The organism is Rummeliibacillus stabekisii (assembly GCF_007988965.1).
Classification (GTDB): Bacteria; Bacillota; Bacilli; order Bacillales_A; family Planococcaceae; genus Rummeliibacillus; species Rummeliibacillus stabekisii.
In genome coordinates, this window is record NZ_BJVD01000001.1 from 98,198 (window position 1) to 122,158 (window position 23,961).

General features: G+C 34.8%; 21 protein-coding genes. 15 read left to right on the forward strand and 6 right to left on the reverse strand.

All coding sequences use genetic code 11. The features are described from left to right. Nucleotides 1-15: 15 nt before the first annotated feature. On the reverse strand, nucleotides 16-753 hold the full coding sequence (locus RST01_RS00540) for a sulfite exporter TauE/SafE family protein (RefSeq protein WP_147193412.1): 738 nt from the start codon (nucleotides 751-753) through the stop codon (nucleotides 16-18). A 339-nt stretch (nucleotides 754-1,092) separates the two neighbouring features. Beyond that, a complete protein-coding gene (locus tag RST01_RS00545; protein ID WP_147193413.1) occupies nucleotides 1,093-2,166 on the reverse strand; it encodes a CAP domain-containing protein in 1,074 nt (357 codons plus the stop codon). Nucleotides 2,167-2,865: 699 nt separating this feature from the next. Between RST01_RS00545 and RST01_RS00550 the strand changes: the two genes are divergently transcribed. From RST01_RS00550 to RST01_RS00580, 7 genes are all read left to right on the forward strand, one after another. Continuing rightward, complete coding sequence (locus RST01_RS00550; protein WP_066787299.1) at nucleotides 2,866-3,066, forward strand: hypothetical protein; 201 nt, start codon at nucleotides 2,866-2,868, stop codon at nucleotides 3,064-3,066. Between the two features lie 1,068 nt (nucleotides 3,067-4,134). Then, nucleotides 4,135-5,064: a glutaminase A gene (gene glsA, locus RST01_RS00555; RefSeq protein WP_147193414.1), complete on the forward strand. Its 930-nt coding sequence runs from the start codon at nucleotides 4,135-4,137 to the stop codon at nucleotides 5,062-5,064. 362 nt (nucleotides 5,065-5,426) lie between these two features. After that, nucleotides 5,427-6,047, forward strand: a complete 621-nt coding sequence (locus tag RST01_RS00560) for a class I SAM-dependent methyltransferase (RefSeq protein ID WP_147193415.1) — start codon at nucleotides 5,427-5,429, stop codon at nucleotides 6,045-6,047. A gap of 441 nt (nucleotides 6,048-6,488) precedes the next feature. Then, nucleotides 6,489-6,755: a YhdT family protein gene (locus RST01_RS00565; protein ID WP_147193416.1), complete on the forward strand. Its 267-nt coding sequence runs from the start codon at nucleotides 6,489-6,491 to the stop codon at nucleotides 6,753-6,755. Next, nucleotides 6,755-8,215, forward strand: a complete 1,461-nt coding sequence (gene panF, locus RST01_RS00570) for a sodium/pantothenate symporter (protein WP_147195034.1) — start codon at nucleotides 6,755-6,757, stop codon at nucleotides 8,213-8,215. The genes RST01_RS00565 and panF overlap by 1 nt, the downstream gene beginning before the upstream one ends. A gap of 134 nt (nucleotides 8,216-8,349) precedes the next feature. Further along, the gene (locus tag RST01_RS00575; RefSeq protein ID WP_184117480.1) at nucleotides 8,350-9,561 is read left to right on the forward strand and encodes a S8 family peptidase; all 1,212 of its coding nucleotides are present in this window, start codon (nucleotides 8,350-8,352) and stop codon (nucleotides 9,559-9,561) included. 81 nt (nucleotides 9,562-9,642) lie between these two features. Beyond that, nucleotides 9,643-10,398: a helix-turn-helix transcriptional regulator gene (locus RST01_RS00580; protein WP_147193418.1), complete on the forward strand. Its 756-nt coding sequence runs from the start codon at nucleotides 9,643-9,645 to the stop codon at nucleotides 10,396-10,398. A gap of 119 nt (nucleotides 10,399-10,517) precedes the next feature. Here the strand turns inward: RST01_RS00580 and RST01_RS00585 are convergent, their stop codons facing one another. Continuing rightward, nucleotides 10,518-11,117 carry a tetratricopeptide repeat protein gene (locus RST01_RS00585; RefSeq protein ID WP_147193419.1) on the reverse strand — a complete coding sequence of 200 codons (600 nt, stop codon included), beginning with the start codon at nucleotides 11,115-11,117 and terminating at the stop codon, nucleotides 10,518-10,520. A gap of 157 nt (nucleotides 11,118-11,274) precedes the next feature. Between RST01_RS00585 and RST01_RS00590 the strand changes: the two genes are divergently transcribed. Continuing rightward, the gene (locus RST01_RS00590) at nucleotides 11,275-12,132 is read left to right on the forward strand and encodes a hypothetical protein (protein ID WP_147193420.1); all 858 of its coding nucleotides are present in this window, start codon (nucleotides 11,275-11,277) and stop codon (nucleotides 12,130-12,132) included. Nucleotides 12,133-12,305: 173 nt separating this feature from the next. Here the strand turns inward: RST01_RS00590 and RST01_RS00595 are convergent, their stop codons facing one another. Next, the gene (locus RST01_RS00595) at nucleotides 12,306-13,181 is read right to left on the reverse strand and encodes a LysR family transcriptional regulator (RefSeq protein WP_147195035.1); all 876 of its coding nucleotides are present in this window, start codon (nucleotides 13,179-13,181) and stop codon (nucleotides 12,306-12,308) included. Between the two features lie 179 nt (nucleotides 13,182-13,360). Between RST01_RS00595 and RST01_RS00600 the strand changes: the two genes are divergently transcribed. From RST01_RS00600 to RST01_RS00630, 7 genes are all read left to right on the forward strand, one after another. Next, nucleotides 13,361-13,828 (forward strand): nucleoside deaminase, encoded by a 468-nt coding sequence (locus RST01_RS00600; RefSeq protein ID WP_147193421.1) that lies wholly within the window; start codon nucleotides 13,361-13,363, stop codon nucleotides 13,826-13,828. Between the two features lie 15 nt (nucleotides 13,829-13,843). Next, the gene (locus tag RST01_RS00605; protein WP_184117542.1) at nucleotides 13,844-15,070 is read left to right on the forward strand and encodes an amidohydrolase; all 1,227 of its coding nucleotides are present in this window, start codon (nucleotides 13,844-13,846) and stop codon (nucleotides 15,068-15,070) included. Nucleotides 15,071-15,312: 242 nt separating this feature from the next. After that, nucleotides 15,313-16,560: an amidohydrolase gene (locus RST01_RS00610; protein ID WP_147193423.1), complete on the forward strand. Its 1,248-nt coding sequence runs from the start codon at nucleotides 15,313-15,315 to the stop codon at nucleotides 16,558-16,560. Next, entirely contained in the window at nucleotides 16,557-17,780 is a 1,224-nt protein-coding gene (locus tag RST01_RS00615; protein WP_147193424.1) for an amidohydrolase, read from the forward strand. The genes RST01_RS00610 and RST01_RS00615 overlap by 4 nt, the downstream gene beginning before the upstream one ends. Before the next feature lie 235 nt (nucleotides 17,781-18,015). Beyond that, on the forward strand, nucleotides 18,016-18,501 hold the full coding sequence (locus RST01_RS00620; protein ID WP_147193425.1) for a hypothetical protein: 486 nt from the start codon (nucleotides 18,016-18,018) through the stop codon (nucleotides 18,499-18,501). A gap of 112 nt (nucleotides 18,502-18,613) precedes the next feature. Continuing rightward, complete coding sequence (locus RST01_RS00625; protein ID WP_147193426.1) at nucleotides 18,614-19,369, forward strand: class I SAM-dependent methyltransferase; 756 nt, start codon at nucleotides 18,614-18,616, stop codon at nucleotides 19,367-19,369. 511 nt (nucleotides 19,370-19,880) lie between these two features. Further along, nucleotides 19,881-20,033 carry a hypothetical protein gene (locus tag RST01_RS00630; RefSeq protein ID WP_184117481.1) on the forward strand — a complete coding sequence of 51 codons (153 nt, stop codon included), beginning with the start codon at nucleotides 19,881-19,883 and terminating at the stop codon, nucleotides 20,031-20,033. A gap of 449 nt (nucleotides 20,034-20,482) precedes the next feature. On the opposite strand, the gene RST01_RS00635 is transcribed toward RST01_RS00630, so the two are convergent. Both RST01_RS00635 and RST01_RS00640 read right to left on the reverse strand, forming a co-directional pair. Further along, complete coding sequence (locus RST01_RS00635; protein WP_147193428.1) at nucleotides 20,483-20,776, reverse strand: hypothetical protein; 294 nt, start codon at nucleotides 20,774-20,776, stop codon at nucleotides 20,483-20,485. 1,349 nt (nucleotides 20,777-22,125) lie between these two features. Further along, complete coding sequence (locus tag RST01_RS00640) at nucleotides 22,126-23,535, reverse strand: right-handed parallel beta-helix repeat-containing protein (RefSeq protein ID WP_147193429.1); 1,410 nt, start codon at nucleotides 23,533-23,535, stop codon at nucleotides 22,126-22,128. Nucleotides 23,536-23,961 lie beyond the last annotated feature (426 nt).

The following is a 23,961-nucleotide window of genomic DNA, read 5'->3' on the forward strand; positions in this document are numbered from 1 at the left end:
GATTAGAATTGTATTTTAAAAATCAAAATAATCTACAATCATTTGTACGACTAAAAGAACTGTTACTAATCTAAGAAGTGGTTTTACATGTTCTGTTTTTAATTTACGAGCTAATCTTACTCCTAACTGTGCACCAACAATGGATCCAAGCATTAATGCTATGGTAAGTGGCCATAAAATTTTACCCGTTGATATGTAAGTGATGGCTGATCCAAAACAACTTGCAAAAACCCCAACTCTTGCTAAGCCAATTGCTCGGATATAAGAGATTTTTTGGCTTGCATATAAATATAATGCAAGTGTACTGCTTCCTGGCCCAAACATTCCGTCATACATTCCTATCCCAATTAGTGCAGTCCCTGATTTTTTACTTGCATGAAATTGTTCAGTTCCATCAAAATTACCTGTATTCATGAAGGAAGTTACAAAAGCAAAGCTTAATAGAATGATTGCAATAAGCGTTAGGGCACTTCCGCTTAAAAAGGAAGCAATGAGTCCACCTAAAATACCTCCTCCAAGACAAAATAGTAGGACTATTAATGCTTCTTTTGTGGAAACTTCTTTTTTCTTTAATATGACAAGAAAGCTTGAGAGTGAACTGATAGTATTGGAAACCTTGTTTGCACCAATTGCTGAATGTACGGGTAACCCCATAAGTAACATAGTAGGTAAGCTAATAAGTCCCCCTCCTCCGACCAATGTACCGACTACATTACCTATAATTCCAATTAAAAAAAAGATAATAAATTCCATTAAATAACCTACTTTCAAAATTGCTCCATAGATTCAGTTTGCCACGTATAATCAACTTTAAAAACATGATGAATGCAACGATGAGGTAGAAGAATTTGAATTATTGATAAGTAAATGATATGAGCATAATTTTAGATATTGTTTTTTAATTTTCATTTAAAGGTTTTTTATTAAACCAAAATGAAAAATACTAAAAAAGCATCCATTTTGATTATCTTTTTTCAAAATGGAAGCTTCTTATTAATTTTAAACAAGTAAGGTTAAATGGTGTTTTTGTTTAACTTTTTTGCGGCTACACCATTATCTCAAAGATTGATTTAATGGATGTATTTTTATCACTCAATTCCCTAAAAAGTTTTCGGTAAAAAAGGGCCTAGATGCTTGATCAAATGCAACTCCTACACCAAGCGCGTCAAATTTATCATTTAAAATGTTTTTACGATGCCCAAGTGAATTCATTAATCCTTCGTGAGCATATACACTGCTGATTTGCCCTTCAGCTATATTTTCTCCGGCTGTCATAAAAGCAATTCCATCATTCTTCATCCGATCAAAGGGTGATCCCCCGTTTAAATCTGTATGACTGAAATATTGATGAGAAGCCATATCATCACTATGTTTTTGAGCGGTCGCTTTGACCTGAACATTCCAAGAGAGTGGAGGTAGGTCATTTTTTACGCGTGCTGCATTTGTAAGGTCAAATAATTGATATTCAAAGCCTTTTGTAAGGCGTTTACTGCTTCGAGGGTAAAAGTTTTTCTTGTTCGCCTCTAAATTTTTACTAATAATTTGTACTGCGGTTAACGTATTATTATTATGCTTATCGAAAAATACTGTCACGTAGCTCCTGTCCATTTCGTATATGTCATACTCTCCGTTATTTTGCATTTGATAAAGGACAAAGCCTTTTTTAATACCTTTTAAGGGAGTGCCAAGTTTCTTTTCGACAGAGTGTTTAGAATTACCGATTTGTATCCCTTGTTTTGAAGATACCAAATTTTGATTTGTGTATAATCCAGCCACAAGTTGATTGGAATCATAGGTAACCATAAAAAAGTTGTGATAGTTTTTATGATACGTGTACCATTTAGCGCCATATTCATTATAGGTAGAACGCTGCGCTTTTCCCATCTGTTTTTCGACGCTTTCTTTTGTGTTCCCAATTTCTATATTGTGTACAGAGAGGGCTTGATGCTTAGGTATTTTTAGGTCAGGCTTTTTGACGTTCTCAATCGTATCCTGCTTTTTTGAAGTTAATTTTAAGTCGTGTACCTTTGCTGTTATAAAATCAAAACCTTCTCTGAAGGTATTTGAAACAGATGACAGATCCTTAGTATTAATTTGATCCTTTTGAATAATGAAATATACTCCGAGGAGAATCAAGCAAAAGAAGATTATCCTTAATAATTTCACACGGAACCACTCCTAATAATTTACTTTTCCTAGCTTTATATGCCTAGCTTCTTATTGATTTTATAATGTCTTAGGATTGATAGCAAAAAAGACATGAGTGATTTCTATATACGAGTTAGAATTTCATCGTGCCATCATAGCAGTTTTTATACTGCTATTGAGGCAAATGCTCAGATGAAAATTGTTTAAGATGAACAGGATTTGTAAAGTGTTTGCCTCTAGGGAACAATACAAAAGCCTCCCATAATGAGTTTTGTATATCGGATGATAGTAAAGCTTCAGACGGGTATTAAACTTAGTTTTTAAAAAAATGATTATTTAAACTAATAGTTACTACACTACTTTATCATGGTCCTAAATTATTTAAGCCAAAATTTTTAGTGTAATATGTATAGGTGAAATCATCCAACTTGTCAAGTCGACCGATATTTTGATAAGTAATAATAGGTTATGCAAAAAATTATCCTTTTTGTTTTCAGCAAAGAGGGTAATTTTTTCTCTATAAAAAGATGCTTACTTATAGAGTTATGATAAGGATTGATTAGAGATTCAGCATAGGATTGAAAAAAAACCTTTAGATTTAAAATAATTTTATTATGTAAACTAATAAATCACTTCACAGTCTAAATCGTTTATTTTACTTAAAAAAGGGAATAGATAAACTGTACAGCAAACATAACCAGAAGTGGAGTGAAAGAAATGGCTTCTGAAAAACAGAACAATCAACAAGAAGATGAGTCATTAGTAGATGAAGGAGTTACAATTGGCCAACCGGAATCTGAAACAGGCCCTAATCCGCCGGAAAGACAACCAAAAGCAATACGGACAATCGGATTCGTTGTTTTAGGAATTGTCTTAATTGTCCTTGGATATACGCTAATCTACCATTTAATGTATTAACATGACGAAGTTATTAGAAAAGATTGAACCTCTGTATAGGGGTTCAATCTTTTTGTTTTGTTGAAGCAAAAAATTTAATATTTCCATCTGGACAAGCCTCCTTTTTAAAGGAGTTTTTTGGCAGTGTAAACATCTTGGTTCAGAATGGCTGAAAATTTTGATCAAAGCAAGAGGCAAGAAAGCTATTCTTGCAGGAGGAGCAGAATTATCATTCACCGGTAAAACTGATTTAGAGTATTGTTATATGTTAAGGCAATCTTATGTGATGATGTTGCCTTTTAGTTTGGTAAGAAACATATACTTTTAGAAGGCTACCTTCCATCAGATAAATGTGCATCTTTTCATGTTAGCATAACCTATGATAAACTATTTTAACAGAATCTTCTAAATGAGAATATACTTATTGCTCTGTGATTTAATAGCTAAGAGGGAAATGCAAGAAGCAGGACCAGCGAAACATAGAAGATTTTATTCGATTTTACTATCAATCTAGTTTTAAGCGGATAACGAAAATGTGCAGTTGTATAGGATATTCCTTCCTAAATTTAATTAATTACATAGAAAAGGAGGTTATTATGAAAAAAGAAGATATAAAAAACAAAGTTCATTTTGAAAAAACAAAGAAAGCAATGATGTATTTAATCGATCTTTTATAGGTACTCCTGCCATTGGCGGAATGATAATTATGGGAATATTAATTCTCTATGTTATATACAATATGTATTTCAAGTGACTAATGTTATAGTTGCATACTTGGTTTAATACCGTTAGGGTAGAATTATAAAGTGCGTTACTAGTAATGCGCAATCTCCTACTTGGTACTAGGAAAAACATATATGAAAAGTGTCCTAAAGATAATTCTTTCCTAATTACAATTGATTTTTTGCAGGTGATATCATAGCAGAACTACTATATTATTTGGAAAATATAGAAATAAGAAAAGAAGAATGCCTGTCTAAAAGGAAATGCGTATGTTTCACTAATTCCAAGTAAATAATGAAACGTGAAAGAGATGTCCGTTTTTAGAACATCTCCTTCTAGCTATAGATAGAGAAAGAGGTAGAAGTGATGTTAGAACAACTTATAAACGAAGCCAAATTACATACTAAAGAAGGAAAACCGGCATCTTATATTCCAGCCCTAGCGCACCAATCTGTAGATCAATTTGGTATATCTTTAATAGACGAATATGGAAATTATTTTGAAAGCGGAGGAACAGATACTCTTTTTACATTGCAAAGTATTTCAAAAGTAATCAATTTTATGGTTGCTTGTGAGTATCATGGTTTAGATTTTGTTCTGGATAAAGTTGATGTAGAGCCAACTGGTGACCCTTTTAATTCGATAATGCGATTAGAGAGCTCTATTCCTGGAAAGCCTTTCAATCCGATGATTAATGCAGGTGCTATTACAATCGCTTCCATGTTACCCGGGAAAAAGCCTGAGGAACGTGTTGCACATGTTGCAGACTTTTTAGGCCGGACTACTGGCAGTATTCATAAAGTAAATGAAGAAATATATAGTTCCGAAATTGAAACAAGCCACCGAAATCGTGCAATTGCTTACTATCTAAAGGCAAATAATTATTTACTTGATGATGTAGAAAAAGCGCTAGAGACCTATATCTACTTATGCTCATTGGAAGTGACAACTAGAGATCTAGCAAAAATAGGATTAATGCTAGCAGGAAACGGTATTTATCCAATAACAAAAGAAGAAATAATCACTCGCCAAACTGCTAAAGTCACTAAAGCATTAATGACAACTTGTGGACTGTATAATGCTTCAGGCAAGTATGCTGCTTCTATTGGAATTCCAATGAAAAGCGGTGTATCTGGCGGAGTCTTATGTTCAGTACCCGATGGAAAAGTGGAGCAACTTAAAGGGAAAATAGGGATTGGTGTTTTTAGTCCTGGAATTGATGAGATAGGGAATAGTGTAGCAGGGATGAAATGTATTGAAAAACTTTCAAAGACATATGATTTGAGTATTTTTTAAATAACCCCATGAGGAAATCATGTAGCAGGTCGATATCCATTGACCGTTATGAGGCGTTGAATTATAACAGTTTCAGTGGTATTGGAGTCATGGAATAGCAATTCTCATGGTATACATACTATGTCTTTCTAGTATTTACTGTACTGCTAAATTGCTTGATCTTAGACCTATTTAAGTTTTAGTGAATAAAATGCTGAATTTTTAAAATATTATGTTATAATTGAACTCTATTAATAGAAAGGTGTGATTGATATGAAATGTGCTAACTTCTATAAACAAATTTGTATGGATAAGGTGAACTGCGAGTAATTCAACATTCAATTAGAATGCTCGCAAATTTTTAAATTACTGGAGGAGCATTCATGTTAAATAAAAAAGGTTTTGATCTGTGGGCAGACCATTATGATGGAACAGTACAAGTAAGTGAGGAAAATAACTTGTATCCGTTTGCAGGCTACAAAGAGATTCTAAATGGCATTTATAATGAAGTGATGCAAAAAGAGAATTCAAAAGTGCTAGATATCGGTTTTGGAACAGGCACTCTGACAAATAAATTGTATGTGAATGGTCATCAAATAAATGGCATTGATTTTTCAACCGAAATGCTTTCTATTGCCCAAGTTAAGATGCCTAAAGCAAACCTCATGGAATGGGATATATCGAAAGGCTTGCCCGCTGAAATCTTAACAAACCAGTACGATTATATTATTAGTACGTATACGCTGCACCATTTGACAGATGAAGAAAAGGTAACATTCATCAATAGTTTGCTACCTCTTTTAAAAAAAGGTGGTAAAGTTTTAATTGGTGATATTGCCTTTGAAACGAGAGAGCAATTGGAGAAATGTCGCCAAGAAAGCTTAGCTTATTGGGATCCTGATGAATATTATTTTGTATATGAGGAATTAAAACATTCCTTTAAAAATCTCTTTGAATTTTATCCGATTTCTCATTGTGGAGGCATTTTTATCCTCTCAAACTAAATGGGTTTAAAGATAAATGTTATAAAGATCCGATTTATTTTCCTTTTCGCTTTGTTTCAGCTATAATATAGGCATAGATGCATATATTAAAAATACCGTTAGTGCGGGTACACTAACGGTATAACAATAGCAGGCTCCATCAAAGGGGTCAGCTAGTAGAGGAAATAATCCACCGAGCTGCTAACTCAAGGGTGGATTATTTTTTTTGGTTAAATGACAGCATTGCAACAATTAAGCTAGAAAAAGCTACAGCAAACATAAGCGCTTCGAAAACTGTCATACGGCACCACCCCCTTTCTAACGGGGAGTGAGCCGACCACCCTTGAGAAATCCTATACTATTGTCTCTCTATTATAACATTATTTGTCCTCTAAACTTTCATTTTTCACTTTAAAAAAGTAAAATAGTAAGGAATTCTATTGATATAAAAGGGGAGTTTCTATGAATGATCCGCGTTTTAAGATTGCTCACCGAGAAGCAGTAATTGGGGTCTTGCTCGTGCTCATCAATTTTGCAATATGGTTTGGCTTTGCCTATGGGCTTGGATCAGCGGACCCGAAAGAATATACATATGTTTTCGGTTTTCCGGCTTGGTTTTTCTATAGTTGCATTGCAGGAACAATCTTTATGATTTTACTAATTATTTTTGTCATCAAGGTATTTTTCAGAGATATGCTTTTTGACGATGAAGGCGGTGATAAGTCATGATGCACTGGCAGGTAATTTTCCCGCTCTTTATTTTTCTGGTTATCATCTTTTTAATAGGTATATGGGCAAATAAACATGTAATGAATTCGAATTCTTTCTTGCAGGAATATTTCTTAGGCGGGAGAGATATGGGTGGTTTCTTACTGGCGATGACCATGATGGCTACTTACGGTAGTGCTTCTAGTTTTATAGGTGGTCCAGGTGTCGCTTATAATACCGGTCTTGGATGGGTATTACTTTCAATGGCTCAACTGCCTGCAGGCTACTTTGTATTGATGATTTTAGGGAAAAAGTTTGCTATTATCGCAAGGAAATACAAAGCGATTACGCTGATTGACTTTTTGCGTGAACGCTACCAAAGCAATTTTGTTGTAGTGGTATCTGCATTAAGTATTATTATCTTTTTATTTTCTTCTATGGCGGCCCAATGGGTGGGTGGTGCACGGCTTATTGAATCGTTGACTGGCTTGCATTATACAACTGCACTCTTTATTTTTGCCGCTGTGGTTCTCGTATACGTCATTATCGGAGGTTTCCGTGCTGTGGCATTGACAGATGCTGTCCAAGGGTCTGTCATGCTGGTTGGTAGTATCATTTTACTTGTAGGAACGATTATAGCAGGCGGTGGTGTTTCTAATATCATGCATGATTTAGTTGCTGAAAATCCGAAATTGGTATCACCATTCGGTGCAGATAACAGTCTTACCCCCCTATATGTTTCAACATTTTGGATTTTAATTGGGATTGGTGTTATCGGTTTACCACAGATTGCTGTTCGGGCTATGTCATATCGTGATACAAAAAGCATGCATGCGGCAATCATCATTGGAACTATTGCTCTTGGTACTGTTATGTTCGGTATGCACTTAACAGGCGTTTTAGCTCGTCCAGTCCTACCTGGCATTGAAATAGGTGATAAAGTAATGCCTCTTTTAACATTAAAAGTTCTTCCGCCATATTTAGCAGGTATCGTGCTGGCTGCGCCAATGGCAGCGATCATGTCGACGGTCAATGCATTGCTTATGCTTGTGAGCTCAACAATTGTAAAAGATATATATCTGAATTTTATTAAACCAAAGGCGACTGATCCTGAAATTAAAAGAATCAGTTTCCTAGTAACAGCTGTCATCGGGGTTGCTGTTATATTTGTTGCGTTAAAGCCTCCAAGTTTACTGGTATGGCTAAACTTATTCTCATTCGGTGGTTTAGAAGCTGTCTTTGTATGGCCAGTTGTATTCGGACTATATTGGAAGACGGGAAATAAATACGGTGCGATAGCCTCTATGATTGTCGGTTTAATAAGTTACATTACGCTTTACGATATTACACTGAAGAAAAATATTCCAGACATATTGGGCATGCATCCTGTTACATTGCCAATTTTGTTTGCGTTGATTACCTATGTCGTCATTAGTATATTCACACGTCATAAAGTGAATCAAAAACAGCATATCATTTAATATTTTGCCAAGCTTCTTCTTAGAAGCTTGGTTTTTTTGTGGAAATAGGTTCTAAATTCTCTTGAAACGGGCATAGTATAATATACTTTTAATTTTTTTAGTATAATTACAGCATCCGAATGGAGAGGATACATATGAAATTTAAACAAAAATTGTTATCAGCTGCTTGTGCCACTGGCTGCTGTTTCTTAATACAAACAGCTACTACCCAAGCAAAAGAAACGTCAACACATCTACAGGATGTACTTATTTCTTATAAAGATTACCAAGGTAAACAGTATGCGGAACAACATGTAGAGCATGTAGAGAAACGGTTAGGCGACATGAAAATGGTTAGAGCTAATATAAATGCAAAACAATATCGTCTATTAAAAAATAATCCCCATATAGAATGGGTCAAAACCAGTACAGATAAGATGCACATTGCTTCCACTTCAACCATTAAATCAGTAGCGCCGAATTACAAACCAAAATGGAATATGAATTATGTCAAAGCACCTACCTATTGGAAAAAGGGATATCTCGGAAAAGGTGTTAAAGTGGCCATTATTGATACTGGAGTAAATGAAGTAGAGGGATTAGGAAATGTGGTTAAGCGCATATCCTTTGCGAAAGATAACCCAGCAACAAAAGATATAGATGAATCAGACCCATATGACCGTGGAAATTATGGGGATGGACATGGAACAAGCGTAGCAGCTATTCTTGGTTCACAGCTCGATAAAAAAACACAAAGTTCTAGTCATCTGAATGTAGCAGGAGTTGCTCCTAATATACGAATCTATTCATTAAAATATGCAGACGGAACATCCAATGGACAAATCGGCGATATGATCGAAGCTATTCAATGGTCCATAAAGCATCATATGCAGATTATTAATATTTCATCTAGTATCTATACAGATCATCCAGGCCTAAAAAAGGCAATTAACCAAGCTGCTAAAAAAGGAATTATCATAGTAGCATCCGCCGGTAATGATGGCCCGCATGATGCGCCTACCTATCCGGCTCGTTATGAAAATGTGATAGGGGTTGCATCCATTGGTAAAGATAAAAAAAGTAGTGCCTTCTCAAATAGAGGTGCTTCAGTGGACTTCGCGGCACCAGGCGATGATGTTGCAACATTGAATGTGGTTGGAGAAAAAATTGTCACATCAGGCACCTCATTTGCTGCCCCTCATGTGACTGGACTCGTGGCACTTTTAATAGAAAGATATCCTAATAGCTCACCAACGACTATTATCAACAAATTGAAAAAAAGCGCATTGGATTTAGGAGCAAAAGGGAAAGACAGCACATATGGGTATGGACTGGCACAATTGCCGAAAATTCCAACAAAAAAGTAAGACCTCTCAAGCCTTAAATATTACCACTATTTAGAAAAATATTGGTATAATATTGTTAAAGGCCCAAAAGGAGGTTCCTTTATGAAAGAAAAGAATTTTCAACAGACAGTGGGCTTTAGTGTGAAGGACACATTGGCACTTTATTGGCTCTATGCCACACAATCTAAAGCAAAATATTCAGTTGAAATCCATCAAGACTTTGAAAATGAGTTCCCTGGTCGTAAAGTAGGGTATGAATATGTAGCTCGTATTGCTAAAAGGCTTGAAGCAGAAGGGGCATTGTCATCAAGGCAAGAACATAAAAAAATTCTTTATAGTATTACAGAGCTTGGTCGAAAACGTTTAACACGTTATAACGAATTATATTACGGTCGTTTCCATGAAATTGTTTTAGTCCTAGATCGCTTTTATTACGAATTAACCCGAAATGGTGAAAAGCCTCCAAGGCCAGCTCATCCATTACCCGAAGAATTTCGAAGCTATTTTTCAAAGCTGATTTCGGTGAAAGACGCTGTACGTTATTTAGCCTTAAAGTTAAGCCAAACACGTTCGAGTTTTTATATGGCGGAGGTAGGTCAGCAACTAGAAGATCTCTTTGGCTGGTGTCCTTCCAATGGATATCTCTATCAAATTGCCTGGGAACTAGAAGAAAAAGGATACTTGGTTGGTTCTTGGCCGGATGAGAAGCGAACAGTACGTAACCTGAGGAGTACAGATGAAGGGGCATCATTTTACAAAACGATCGCTATGAATTTGCAAGAACGTATTACAACTATTAGAAGATATCTGCATTATATGCTGAAATTCTTCACTGACCTGAAAGTAGAGCAGCTTTAAAGTAGACCTCTTTAGAGAAATCTAGAGGGGTTTTTATTTTGTTTCAAATAATTATATTATGTAAACTAATATAGAAAAAATGAAGCTATCATTTTATAGACAGCCACATTCATTCCTAACTAAAAATATAAATGTCCCACATCAAGACTGCCAAGTCGATCCCACTTAATCCATGCAAGAGCTAATTCCTTACCAATCTGAATATAAAAAGTAGATTCTTGCTCAATATAATCACTTTCTGTCCGATTATAAATAGATAAAATTTCATGCAAATCTTGCCCTTTTAAATGAGCTGTGTAGATTTCTTTATAAGCCAATAGCTCAGGTTCCTGACTTAGTGCTGCTTCATCGAAATCTGCTATGGCATGTGCTAAGTGGCGGAGTGTATTTGTATCGTAATAGAGTATAAATGCTCCTTTTACCGGTAAATCTTTTACCAATGATTCTGGGAGGGAATCGTACATTTTTTCCGTTTCCTCATTAAGACCAAAATGCTCAATCTTTGCTATTTCAATATGTAATGCAGATAAATACGCTGCAACAGCTAACTTATTCTGCTCCATTAAATAGGCAACTTTTCCAATGCCTCGGTATAAGTCGCTGTTTGAAGGTTGTTCTTTGATGGCTGCTGTATACATATTCAATGCCTGATCGTATTGACCCTCGTTTCGCAACTTTAAAGCATGCTCTACCATCTTTTCAACATTGCCCAATTTCATCAACCTTTCCTTATGTAGATAGCTTCATTATAAAGGTTGGAGTAAGAATAGGGAATGGCAAAGAAGTTCAATTACTAATAGAGGTTAATTTAGAGGAGATATTTACTAATATGTTGAATTAGATCTAGTATTAATACTCCTAAAGAGAGGTTTAAACATGTATAAAATAATTCAAGTTGACAAAATAGAATCTCAGTATTTAAATCAAAGAATCATTGAAGGCCTAAAAAAGATGAATGGGCGAATTAACTCTAATAATTACGAAGAACTCTTTGTAGCGTTAAAAGATTCAAGTATTGAAGGTTTTGGTATTAGTTGGACTAACTCAAACCATCCCACTGCAAAATATATAGATTTCTGTTCTGCTATTCCTATACCTCAGCTTATGGAAAGATTATTGAAATATTCAGCACCGCATAATAAAGTTATACTTTCTTGTTGGGAAGATGAGATAGATAAAATTGAAATCGCAAAGGAATCTGGTTTTTCAGTTTTTAGGAAAACTTATATAGAAAGATATTCAATCAAGTATATTATAAATAGACTACAAGCCACTCCAATTCCGCATACAGGTTTTTCATTACGAGAAGTATTGATAGACGCCCGATTAACTGAAGATTTATTTCATTTATTGAAACATAATTACGAACAAACACATTTGGCTAATGAGGCAAAGGATATTTCATGGGAGCTGTGGCGAGAAAAACTTTTAAACGATAATCCAGATCTTGATTTAAGTTATATTGTTGTGAACGATAATCAAATATCAGCTTATATGTTCTTACATAAAACGGAAGAATGTCATTATGAAGTTGGATGGATGGGAAAACGAAGGCACGTTGATATTTTGCCTGGATTACTGAAGAAACAATTAATAGATTTAGAAGCAGAAGGGATTCAAACTGTAGAATTTGAAATTGATACCACTGATTATTTCGCCTATGAATTTTGTGAAATACTCGATTTAAAAAACAAGAAAAGTTGGGATTCTTTTTTATGGAAAACTAATAGATGAAGCTACAACAAGAACATTTGTTCTATGTACTATAAAAGAGCATTTTTATTAAAAAAATGCTCTTTTACTATTTAAATAACAATAATATTATCATTTTGAACTGTTTATCCAATGGCCACCTTGGCAAATATAATCAACTAAGAACAAATGTTCTTTTGGCTGGTGACAATATATTAAATTTTTTGTAACATCTCAATAAAATTCTCTGCTGCCTGCGATAAGCTATGATCCTTGAGCCATATTAATCCAACTGATCCTGTTAACTCTGGTGTATGAGATATTCGGTAAGCATTAATCGGATATCCGTGATATCTTTCGAGAAGGGTTTCTGGAACAATAGATGCTGCAAAATCAGATGCGATGAGATCCATCAACAAACTAATATCTGAACATTCACCAACAATATGTGGCTGTAGCTTCGCGCGAGAAAAAGCTTCTACAATTAAGTAGTGTACACCTAATCCCTCTGTACTTGGAAAAAGAAGAGGATATTGTTCTATTTCAACAAGTGATACTTCTTGATCTGTTAAAATTTGCTTTTCGGATGTAATGAAATAAAATGGCTCATTACATAAATGAAGTACAGAAAAATCGTCCAGATTTAGGGGCAACCTGATAATAGCTAATTCCACCACCCTGTCTCTGACTAACTGACAAAGGTGGGACGATTCATTCTGTTGAATTTTATACGTAATCTTAGGGAACTGGTTTTGAAATTGTTCCAGTATTTGAGGCAATCCACTAACTGAAAATGTGTTAACACCCATTGTAAGCCTTCCATTTACACCCTCACCAACCTCTTTTACCTCGGTTTTGGTTTCCTCCATTAATTGAGTTATTTGCAAAGCGTTTTTATATAGTGCTTTTCCTGCCTCAGTCAATTCTAAAAATTTCCCGCTTCTCTCGAATAATTTTGAGCCCAGTTCATCTTCCATTGCTTTCAATTGCTGGCTTAATGGTGGTTGAGACATATGAAGCCTTTTAGCAGCAGCGGAAATTTTCCTTTCCTCTACCATGGCAATAAAATAGCGCAATTGTCTGATATCAATCAATGAAATTCCCTCCTTATAGTTAAATGATATATGAAAAATATAAGTAAAACTAATTTTATTAATATTTTTCATATACTTAAGCGCGTGATAACATATTTATATCGGCGATGTAACTCCTAAAACAGAGTGCATTACTGCCGTTAAAGGTTAGACAAATTAAGATGAGGTGAATTGAAATGGATTTTGTACAACGAACAATCGATTTAGCGCGTGAAAATGTGGAAGCGGGTGGACGCCCATTCGCTACAGTAATAGTTCGAGACGGTGAGATTATTGCTGAGAGTCCCAACTTAGTGGCGCAAACAAATGATCCGACTGCACATGCTGAAATAGTCGCTATTAGAGAAGCATGTAAGAAGCTACAAACTGAACATTTAACAGATTGTGATATTTACATCCTCACTACACCATGTCCTATGTGTTTAGGTGCAATGTATTATTGCAGCCCTAGAAAAGTAATCTATATAACAACTCGTGAGGATTATGCTCCATATTATAAGGATGATCGTAAGTACTTTGAGTTGGAAACATTTTATGATGAATTTAGTAAACCTATAGAAGAACGCCGATTACCTATGGTTCAACAGCCAAATGAAGATAGTATTAAAGTGTATCAACGTTGGAACGAGTTAAACTCAAAATAAACGGTGAAAGGATTGATGTGTGTGAATTCTACTTATTGGTTAACTAATACACGTCTAGAGACAAGTTATCAAATCAATGAAGGAAATGTAACAGGAACAAATTCAGAAGAATTTCACTTATTGATTAGAGATAAGAAAATTGCAAAAATAATTGCTGCTTCTGAAGAGATCACAGACAATCTACCGCAAAAAGATGCGAAACAACTACTAGCTCTACCTTCTTTTATTGAAAAACATTGTCATTTGGACAAAACCTTACTAGGCGACCGTTGGCGATCTGTGACACCAGTTCGGAATATTTTTGAACGTTTGGAGATTGAAAAAGAAGTTCTACCTTCTTTAGAGACTACTACACAAGAACGAGCAGAATTGTTGCTTGAAAAATATGTGGAATATGGCATTACTCATGTGCGTACACATGTAGATATTTATCCTGAGGTAGGTTTAAAGAATTTAGAAAATGTCCAAAAGGTATTACGAAAATTTGAGGGGAAATTAACATATGAAATTGTAGCCTTCCCTCAGCATGGACTGTTACGTACAGATTCAAGAGACTTAATTAGAGAAGCGTTAAAAAGTGGAGCAAGTTTTGTAGGCGGTGTTGACCCGGCTACAGTGGATGGGGATATAGAGGCTTCACTAAAAGCAATGGTGGAATTGGCCGTTGAAGGTAACGCTGGAATCGACTTGCATTTGCATGATCCTGATCATTTGGGTATTTTCACAATGAAAAAACTAGCTCAATTAACAAAAGAAGCAGGTTTGCAAGGAAAAGTAGCGATTAGCCATGCGTTTGGTCTCGGAGATATCTCGATATCTCAAGCAGAAGAAATGGCCGAATTACTAGCTGATGCCGGAATCACTATTATCTCTAGCGTACCGATTGATCGTAAATTCCCTCCGATGGGCTTATTACGCGAGCGTGGCGTATCAGTTGCAGTAGGATGTGATAACATTTTTGATGTTTGGTCACCTTTCGGCAATGGAGATATATTAGAACGGGTTGGACGTTTAGCTGAGATTGCTCATTGGGTGGATGAACGGTCACTTTCACAAGCACTTTATTATATTACAGGCGGTAAGACACCATTGAATCAAGAAGGAAAACAAGTATGGCCAAAGGTTGGAGATGAGGCAAATCTTGTTTTGGTCGAAGCATCGTGTTCTGCAGAAGCTGTTGCTCGCAGATCTAAACGAGTAGCTACCATTTTCAATGGAGAAATGACTGCAGGTTCACTTTAAGCATACTAAGAGCATTAGGGGTGTAAGGTTCTGAGTTGTGAGGCGTTAGAATAAGAAAATATAGGAAGTTGTCTTTGAATACTTGTTCTCATAATAGAAGTATTCAAAGACATACTTCTATTTGGTTTTAGTCAACAAGAAAACTATACATAAAATCCTAAATGAATTGAGTTGGATGTTCTTTTAGCAAAGCAGCGAGAGCTATCTAGCGCATTGAATGGGACTAAAAGGGGAGTGGTTTTTTGCAAATATTATTAAAAAATGTGCGTTTGGAAACAGGATATCTGTATGACCAAACATTTGTAACAGCGACAAAAACAGATTTATTTGATGTGTTAATTGAAAATGGGACATTTATTGAAATTGCCCCAACGATTGAAGTAAGTAATGTAGTAGTAATTGATGCCAAAAACCAGCTACTCATTCCATCATTTAAAGAGATGCATACACATATTGATAAAACATATTTCAGTGGAGAATGGAAAGCACCAACTGCACCTACAGAAGGGATTTTTTCTCGTTTAAAGGAAGAGGCGTTATTATTACCGAAGCAATTGCATGTTGCAGCAGATAGGGCACACGCGATGATCCAACACTATATTAAAATGGGACATACACATATTCGAACACATGTGAATGTTGATCCACAGATCGAGACGAAACATATAGAAATAGTCAAACATGTATTAGAAAGCTATCAAGATCAAATCACGTATGAAATTGTGGCATTCCCACAGCATGGTCTATTACGTAATGGTCCTTCTTTTTTATCAATCCTTGAGAAAGCTCTACAATTGGGTGCTACCCATATAGGAGGGGTAGATCCTTCTTTAGTAGATCGCAATAGTAGAGAAGTGATAAAAACAACTTTTGAATTAGCTGAAAAATATGAGATAGGCATCGACATGCATTTACATGAGCAAAATACATTAGGCGAATTTGACATTCAACAAATTCTAAACGAAATGGAACAACGCTCTTTTAAAAAGGATGTAACGATTAGTCATGCGTTCGCTTTTGCAGACTTATCTGAAAAGTCACTAGATCAGTTAATAAGTCGAATGGCTACCAATAAAGTTGGTTTAACGACAACCATTCCTATTGGTCCAGGTCCTATTACAATCCCTGTGAAGTATTTGTATGATAGGGGCGTAAAAGTTTCATTTGGCCATGATAGCCTGGTGGATCATTGGTCGCCTTTCGGAAGTGGAGATACTATACAAAAATTAAATCAATTTATAGAGCGCTTTGGTTATATAGATGAATGGCATATAGGACAATCCTTAAAATATGCGACAGGCGGAATCACACCTTTAAATCTTGCTGGAGAACAACAATGGCCAAAAATTGGAGATACAGCGAATGCACTACTTGTAGATGCAGTTAGCTCCGCACATCTGATTGCTAGACAATGTCCTATTTCCACAGTAATCTCAAACGGGAAGGTCATTCATGAAGAAGAGATAGATTTAAGGGGGAAATTTCGATGAGCACATGGGTACGGGATGTTCGACTGGAAACAGGGGAAACAACATATGAAGATGGCAGTATTAAAACCGAGACAAGTTTGTTTCACATTCAAGTATCAGAAGCAGGATTGATTCAAGAAATCCTGCCTGCTTCATCGAATGTACCTAAAACAAATTCAATCGACATGCAAGGGAAATTGGCCCTTCCTGCATTTAAAGAAATGCATAATCATTTGGATAAAACCTATCTTTTTGTAGGGTGGAAGGCTTGTCGCCCTGTGAATAGTTTGTCCGAAAGATTAGAGTTGGAAGCGGCAGAATTAGAAGTCCTTTCTGAGACGGTGACGCAAAGAGCTTCTGCTATGATTGAATTACATTTGAATAATGGTGTGAATCATATCCGAACACATGTCAATATCGACCCTTTTATAAAGCTAAAAAATCTAGAGGGCGTTAAAAAAGCACTGGAGTCCTATGAGCAATATTTAACCTATGAAATCGTTGCATTTCCGCAACATGGCTTGCTAGCTCATGATGAAATGCCTGACTTATTAAGACAAGCACTAGATTCTGGTGCCACAATCTTAGGAGCGCTTGATCCAGCTGGTATTGATCAAGATATTGAAAAGTCATTACAAGTAACCATGGATATTGCTAAGGACTACAATGTAGATGTGGATATGCATCTACACGATAGAGGACAAGTAGGTTTTTATACGATGGATAAATGGCTTGATATGGTGAAGGAACAAAATTATAATGGGCATACAGCTTTCAGTCATGCATTTGGGTTAAGTAAATTAACGCCACCTTCACAAAAGAAATTTGCGGAAAAGTTAAGTGAGTATGAAGTGGAAATCATGTCTACTGTTCCTATATCAATTAATCATCAGCTAATACCTATAGATATTTTGAAAACCGAAGGTGTTAAAGTGGCTTTAGGCTGTGATGGCTTTTATGATTCTTGGAGTCCGTATTTCTCAGGCGATATTTTAGAAAAGGTACATAATTTTTGCCAATATACGGGTAAATCCAGCGAACGTGCCTTACGCAATAGTTTAAGCTTGATTACACAAGGTGTAACTCCCTTATGCACAGAAGGACAACAACAATGGCCGAAAGTAGGTACAGAAGCTAGTTTCGTATTTGTTGATGCAAGCTGCAGTGCAGAAGTAATAGCGAGACTGCCGAAAAACAGAATGTTAATGCATAAAGGCAAGTTATATCAATCGAAACACTAGAGACAAGTAGGTAAATTTAACACTAACCAAAAATTTAAAAATTATAAAATAAAAAAATCTACGACAGAGCGAGAAAAAGTTCTGTCGTAGATTTTTTAGCATGAAGGTTTTAGAGAATATTAATAATTTTCATATAGATGCTGTTATGCAAAGATAAACCCCTCAAATGGGTATAATAAGAGGGCAGGAATTTTGTTCGAATTATGTTCTTAATACTCAAATGGAGGCGGGATAAATGGAAGAAACAAAGATGGAAACATATTTTAATACAAAGGATATTGCCAAGCGAAATGCTCTATTAAAGCAAATTGTATTTGACTTGCCAGAGCAAGGAAAGGACTTTTTTCTAAAAGCATATAAAAAAGAACGATATTTGGATATGCGGCTTACTGCCATTAGAGGATACTCTGCCTTCGCAAGTGAAGAAGAAGTGGCCGTTTTAATAAACAAGATGTTAGAAATCTTAAAAAAGCGTTCTGAAACTACGCCATATAATTATGAGGAATATGAAATTTTGCGATCAGCTTTTTTAATGCCCTACCTGGTGGAAAAGTATCCTTATGACTGTTTCAAAAAATTTAATGAACAGCTAGAGAAACAGTACCATATCATGCCTGATGTTTTTAAAGGGATTTTCACCTGCAATGATAAAGGTGAACATATCCAACTGATACCACCCGCAGTAGCACGGAAACAGATGGAAGGTTTCTTGCGTAAGTGAAGAAGGGTAAAGATGAAGAGATACTTAGATAAGAGGATTAACGATTAACCAGCTCACCCTAACTGGTTCGAAATTATTTTGTACATAATGTCTTAAGAAAGAAGGTAGTATTTTGGAGACATCTGGAAATTTCTCAGGCAAGGCTGATGTATATGCGAAATATCGCCCTAGTTACCCTAAAGAATACATCGATTATTTATTTTCAACTAACCATTTGAAAGATGATCGGATAGTGGCTGATATTGGTTCAGGTACTGGCATATTTAGCCGTCAGCTGCTTGAAAGAGGCTTAAATGTGATTGGCGTAGAGCCAAATGATGACATGAGAACGATGGCTGAGCAATCGTTAAACCAATATGCTCGTTATATTTCAGTAAAAGCAACTGCAGAAAATACCACACTGAAAGGGAACAGTGTAGATTTAATAACGGTTGCTCAGGCCTTTCATTGGTTTGATAAGGAAGCATTCAAAATTGAATGTCAACGGATTTTGAAACAAAAGGCAAATGTTGCTCTTGTTTGGAACAGCAGAGATTTAACTAGCCCGGTAATTAAAGAAAATGAAGAGATTTGCCAAAGGATCTGTTCAAATTTCAAAGGCTTTAGCGGTGGAATAGAGGAAACGCCAGAAGTATTTAGCAAATTTTTTAAAGAAGGTAAGTATGAGTTTAAAAAATATTCAAGTGAGATGCTTTTTGATTATGAAGGTTTTTTGGGAAGAAATTTATCAGCATCCTATGCACCGAAAAAAGATGATAAAGAGTACGAAAAATTTGTTTTCCTCCTATCAGAGTTATTCGAAAAATATAGTGAAAACGGAAAAATTGCTCTCCAAAACATAACGCGAAGCTATCTAGGCACTGTCTAAACAACTGAACACATATTAAATGGGTTAATGTCTGTATTAATTTAGTAAAAGGTTCTTTTGATGATTTTCTGTAGCCTTCATAAATCAAAAGAATCTTTTAATATTGTTGAAAAAGGAAAGGGTGAATTTAAAATAATCCATTACTGTGTAAATTTTTGCTTTGTAGTAGAGAAACTTAGATAGAAAAAACTTTTAAAAGCCGTGCGCACATTGCACGGCTTTATTGGGTTTATTAAAAAACATTTTTATTGAGATGTGACAAGAAGGAATTTAACAGATTTACCTAGGTAGTTGTACCAATAAGTAAAAAAGTAACTTCGGCAGTACAGTAAGTAGATATCATTTGTTGTGCTACATGATCAACTAGAACTGTTTTAGATGGAGAATTATTAAAGCCAGGTGTTCATCTCAATGGATCTGGTTCATATTTGCCGAATATACGTTAAATTGATGCAACATCCATATTAAAGGCCAATAAAATAGTAGTTTGATGATTTTAATGGCGTTAAAAATGAAGCTGGGGAATTTATCCATGCTGCTGAAAAAAGGTATCTGGTCATTCGATAAGGTATATTGCGGACTTGGTGAATTTGTAACAGAACTTAAAAATGGCAGAGATGATGACGATGAGATAACTATATTTAAATCAGTAGGTGCAGCTTAATTTGTTATTGCAGTTGCTAAAGGAGAATATCAAAAGGCTAAGTAACAAGGAATTGGCTTAGGATTAATATATAATTGATAAAATAACTTCTTTGGCTATATTGCTTAAAGAAGTTATTTTTATATGAAACAAAAACATGATGTATAAACTTGAAAAATCGAGAAAACATAAGGAGACAGATTTAGATTTTTCTTATAGCCAAGCATATGGGAAAGCTCTCAGTGGTTATAAAGGAAAAAGGAGTAATGAATAGTAAATAAAAAAGTGATGAATTAGAAGTATAAAAGAGATCTACAATTAAAAATTCTTAGGGGATCTTATTTATTAAATTTTAGTTTACATAATATAAATTATAGGAAGTTATATTTCATAATAAAGTATACTTATAATAGTGAGATATTTGAGATTTTTTATAACAAAAAACCCAGCATTTCAGCCAGGCTTTTTGTTTATGGATTTTTATGACGTGCTTTAACATGTTCTTTTTTAGAATGAATCATTGAGTTGGCTGTGTTCCAAATTTTTTCTTTAATCTTTACTCCAAATTTATACCATTTGAACGATTGGATATGTTGCAGCCATTTTTGATGCTTTTCATGGCGCTTTGCAATCTCTTCATCTGGCATTTCTAATCTTTGGATAGCTTTTGTATATTGATTCATTTCCAACTTGAATTTAATGTCAAGCAATAAAAAAGGAATAAGTGCTAGAATAAAAATTGCTCCAAGATATACCAAAACCACTGATCAACCTCCTATATCTTTTCTATTCCCACTATTTCCTATGTATATGCATTCCATTCATTTATAAATCAAAAAAATTTAAATAAAACTTAAAATTGTTTTAATTATTTTGTAACACTTGATTTCACTTTTATCTGAACTGTAAGTTAAATGATTAGAGTTGGAATATACGATTGGATCTTATGCCCTTTTATGTTAAGGAATACATATTATCAAAAAAACGCTCTAGTTTGTCCCCTAACACGCTTTTGCAATACCTATATAGATATAGACACTTTTTTAATTGGTTGCTCTCTGAAGGGATTGTGGAAGCTGCAAATGCTGCTTCAATTGACTATAAAGAATTAGAAATTATGAAAAAAGAAACGATTGAATTTCACTTGGATTTGAGAGGAAAATATAGATGAAGGAGATCAAGTTGAGCATCGTGGACCTATAGTTGTCGAGTTATCTATCCATGCTTTAATATCCTTGTTTAATTACTTAACGGAGGAAACAGAAATGGAAAACGGCGAATGTCACTTCTATAGGAATGATATGAATAAAATAGTTATCCAAAAGAAAAAAAACAGCCAATAGACAAGCTAGAAATATCAGTTCAATTATCTTAAACGAAGAAGAAATTTCTGAGTACCTGGAATTCTTCAAAAATGATCATGGTTATTTACTCGACTCCCCCTTGCTCAAAGAGGTTTTGAAAGAGACAAGGAACGGGATATTGCCATAATCTTTCTAATCCAGGGTACGGGAATGCGTGTTGGTGAAATTGCCTCTTGAAGGGAAAAAGTGCATCTATTGAAATCACTCATAAAGGTGGATCTTTTGTAAGTGTACACGGTGGAACAGCGAAAGCCCTCTCCCGCCGAGCCATACAATATGTGGTTAATGAATATTCAGCTGCCTTGGGTCAAAGTAATGGTATAAGTCCCCATAAGCTTCGTCATAGTTTTGCGTAGACTTGATTCGTAAAGATGGTGATATTATCCTGCTAGCGAGAAAATCTTAACCAAAATGGATCAGCAACGAAATACAACAAATTAAAAAATCTATCTTTTAATCCTCTAAGAATAACTAATATGTATTAAGCAATTGAATAAAATATCTGAATTTGAGGATAGATGAATAGCTGAAAGGTCTGAATTCATCTATCCTATTTTTACAGCAAATGAGCTCATTTACCACAACAATAAAGTATGGTGTTATTACGAACTATGTAAACGCTGACTCTCCTTCATTATCCTAGAGGTGTTTAACCCCCATAGGTTTCTTAAATAAATTCAAGTGCATCTATACATATAATTACGATCAGATAAAAAGCAAACATGTCCACGGAAATATCTAATACAAAGTTAGAATACAATTTTTTTGGCAGGAGAATCTTTTTTTAGTCTAAAATCATATTTATTTGCATTTTGATATTTTGGATCTATATAACTGGATTTCTTATCACTTTTTGAAGCTTTTAGAAATTCGGGAAAAGATTTATGTTCTCTCTCCTTCCATATCCAAATACCGATTTCTCCTTTTTCTTTATGATAAACATTCTTACCTAGTTTATTTTTTTGATTAGTTGTAAAATAGTTAGAGATGAAAATCCGTGATGTGCCAGCAGTTAAAATATTCTTCTCAATTACATTGCTTTTTGTATCATATTGTAATAATAGCTGTCCTCCATTTAACCCCTTTGTATCATTCCGATAAAGAATATTTTGAGAGATAGTAGAATTGGTTGTACCTCCTCGATGTTTATCATAGCCACCAATTGATATCCCAGTGTAAAAATTTTCATATATGGTATTGTTTATTATATTAATATGACTAGCGTATTTTTTAGCATGCTCAGAGGTTGCTTCAATTCCAATATCACTTTTATAAATAGTATTTTGTTTAATGGTTATATTCTTTCCACCATCTACATAAATACCGCCAGCAGAATAATCCTCTCCATATGCTGGATTGCCGTAAGAGGATATTTCATAAATTATATTGTTCTTTACGATTCCATTTCGCACATAGTCCACTTTTTCGTCATTGGAAGTTCCTTCATAACCAATCAGATCAATTCCGATATTATTACTCCGACGAACTATATTATTCTCCACTTTAAAATCGTAAATATTTCCATTTAGCACAAGAGATTCACTTAATCCCAGTTTCAAATCCTGTAACGTATTATTAAAAATATTTATATCTTTTATTTTGCCTGTTCCATATATAGCAATCCCATGGGCATTCCCATCATCTGTATGAGTTTCAATGCGTTGGACTGTATTATTTCTTAATTTAATATGGCTACTAGTCCCCGTTACATAAATCCCCATTACTGTTTTGTCTTCTAAATCAGTAGATAGATCCTGGATAGTTATTCCACTGATAGTAACATAATTTTTATTATTAATCGTCACTAAAGCGGTATCCTCTTCACCATCTTTCATGTTCTTTCCACTTAAAATAACCTTCTCCTTATTGTAGGCCTTAAATAAAATTGGCTTTGAATTAGTACCACTATGTTTTACGATAAGTTTTTCATGATAAACTCCTTTACGTATAAGAATAGTAGTACCTGCATTTGCTTCTGACGCTGCTTTTTTGAGTGTGCGAAATGGCTTTGATTTTGTACCAACATTTTGATCACTTCCATTTGTTGCAACGTAAATAGCCTTAGTATTAGCCTTGGCCTGCTTCTCTTCTTTATTGGTTATAACCAAAACAGCTGCCAAAGAAACTGCTGTCAAGAGAATAATATAAATTTTTTTCATTAAATCATTCCTTATTTAATATATTTCTAACTTTCATACTAATTTAAGCTATATTAAATATAGCAAAAAAACTTAAAGCGTGGAACGGGATGGCAAAGGCTTCCTTTATTCATTGCCTATACTCAGCTCCGCAAAGATACGACCATAAAAATAAAAAGAAATGTTAATAACTTTATTACAGGATTAGCATATATTCTCGGCAATTTAATTAGCCTCCAATTTCTAGGTGCTTATTCCCCTACCATACCATCATTATCTCGGTAATCCATATATGGGTATACTTGTTAAGGGTATACTATAACCTGCTGCTTTTGCTTCTTTAATTGTCACTTGTCCATCCCCATTTATATCAACACTAGAAATATTGCCTTTTGAATTGGAATACTCATTATCAGTTAGACCAAGTGATTTGTTTACTTTATCACT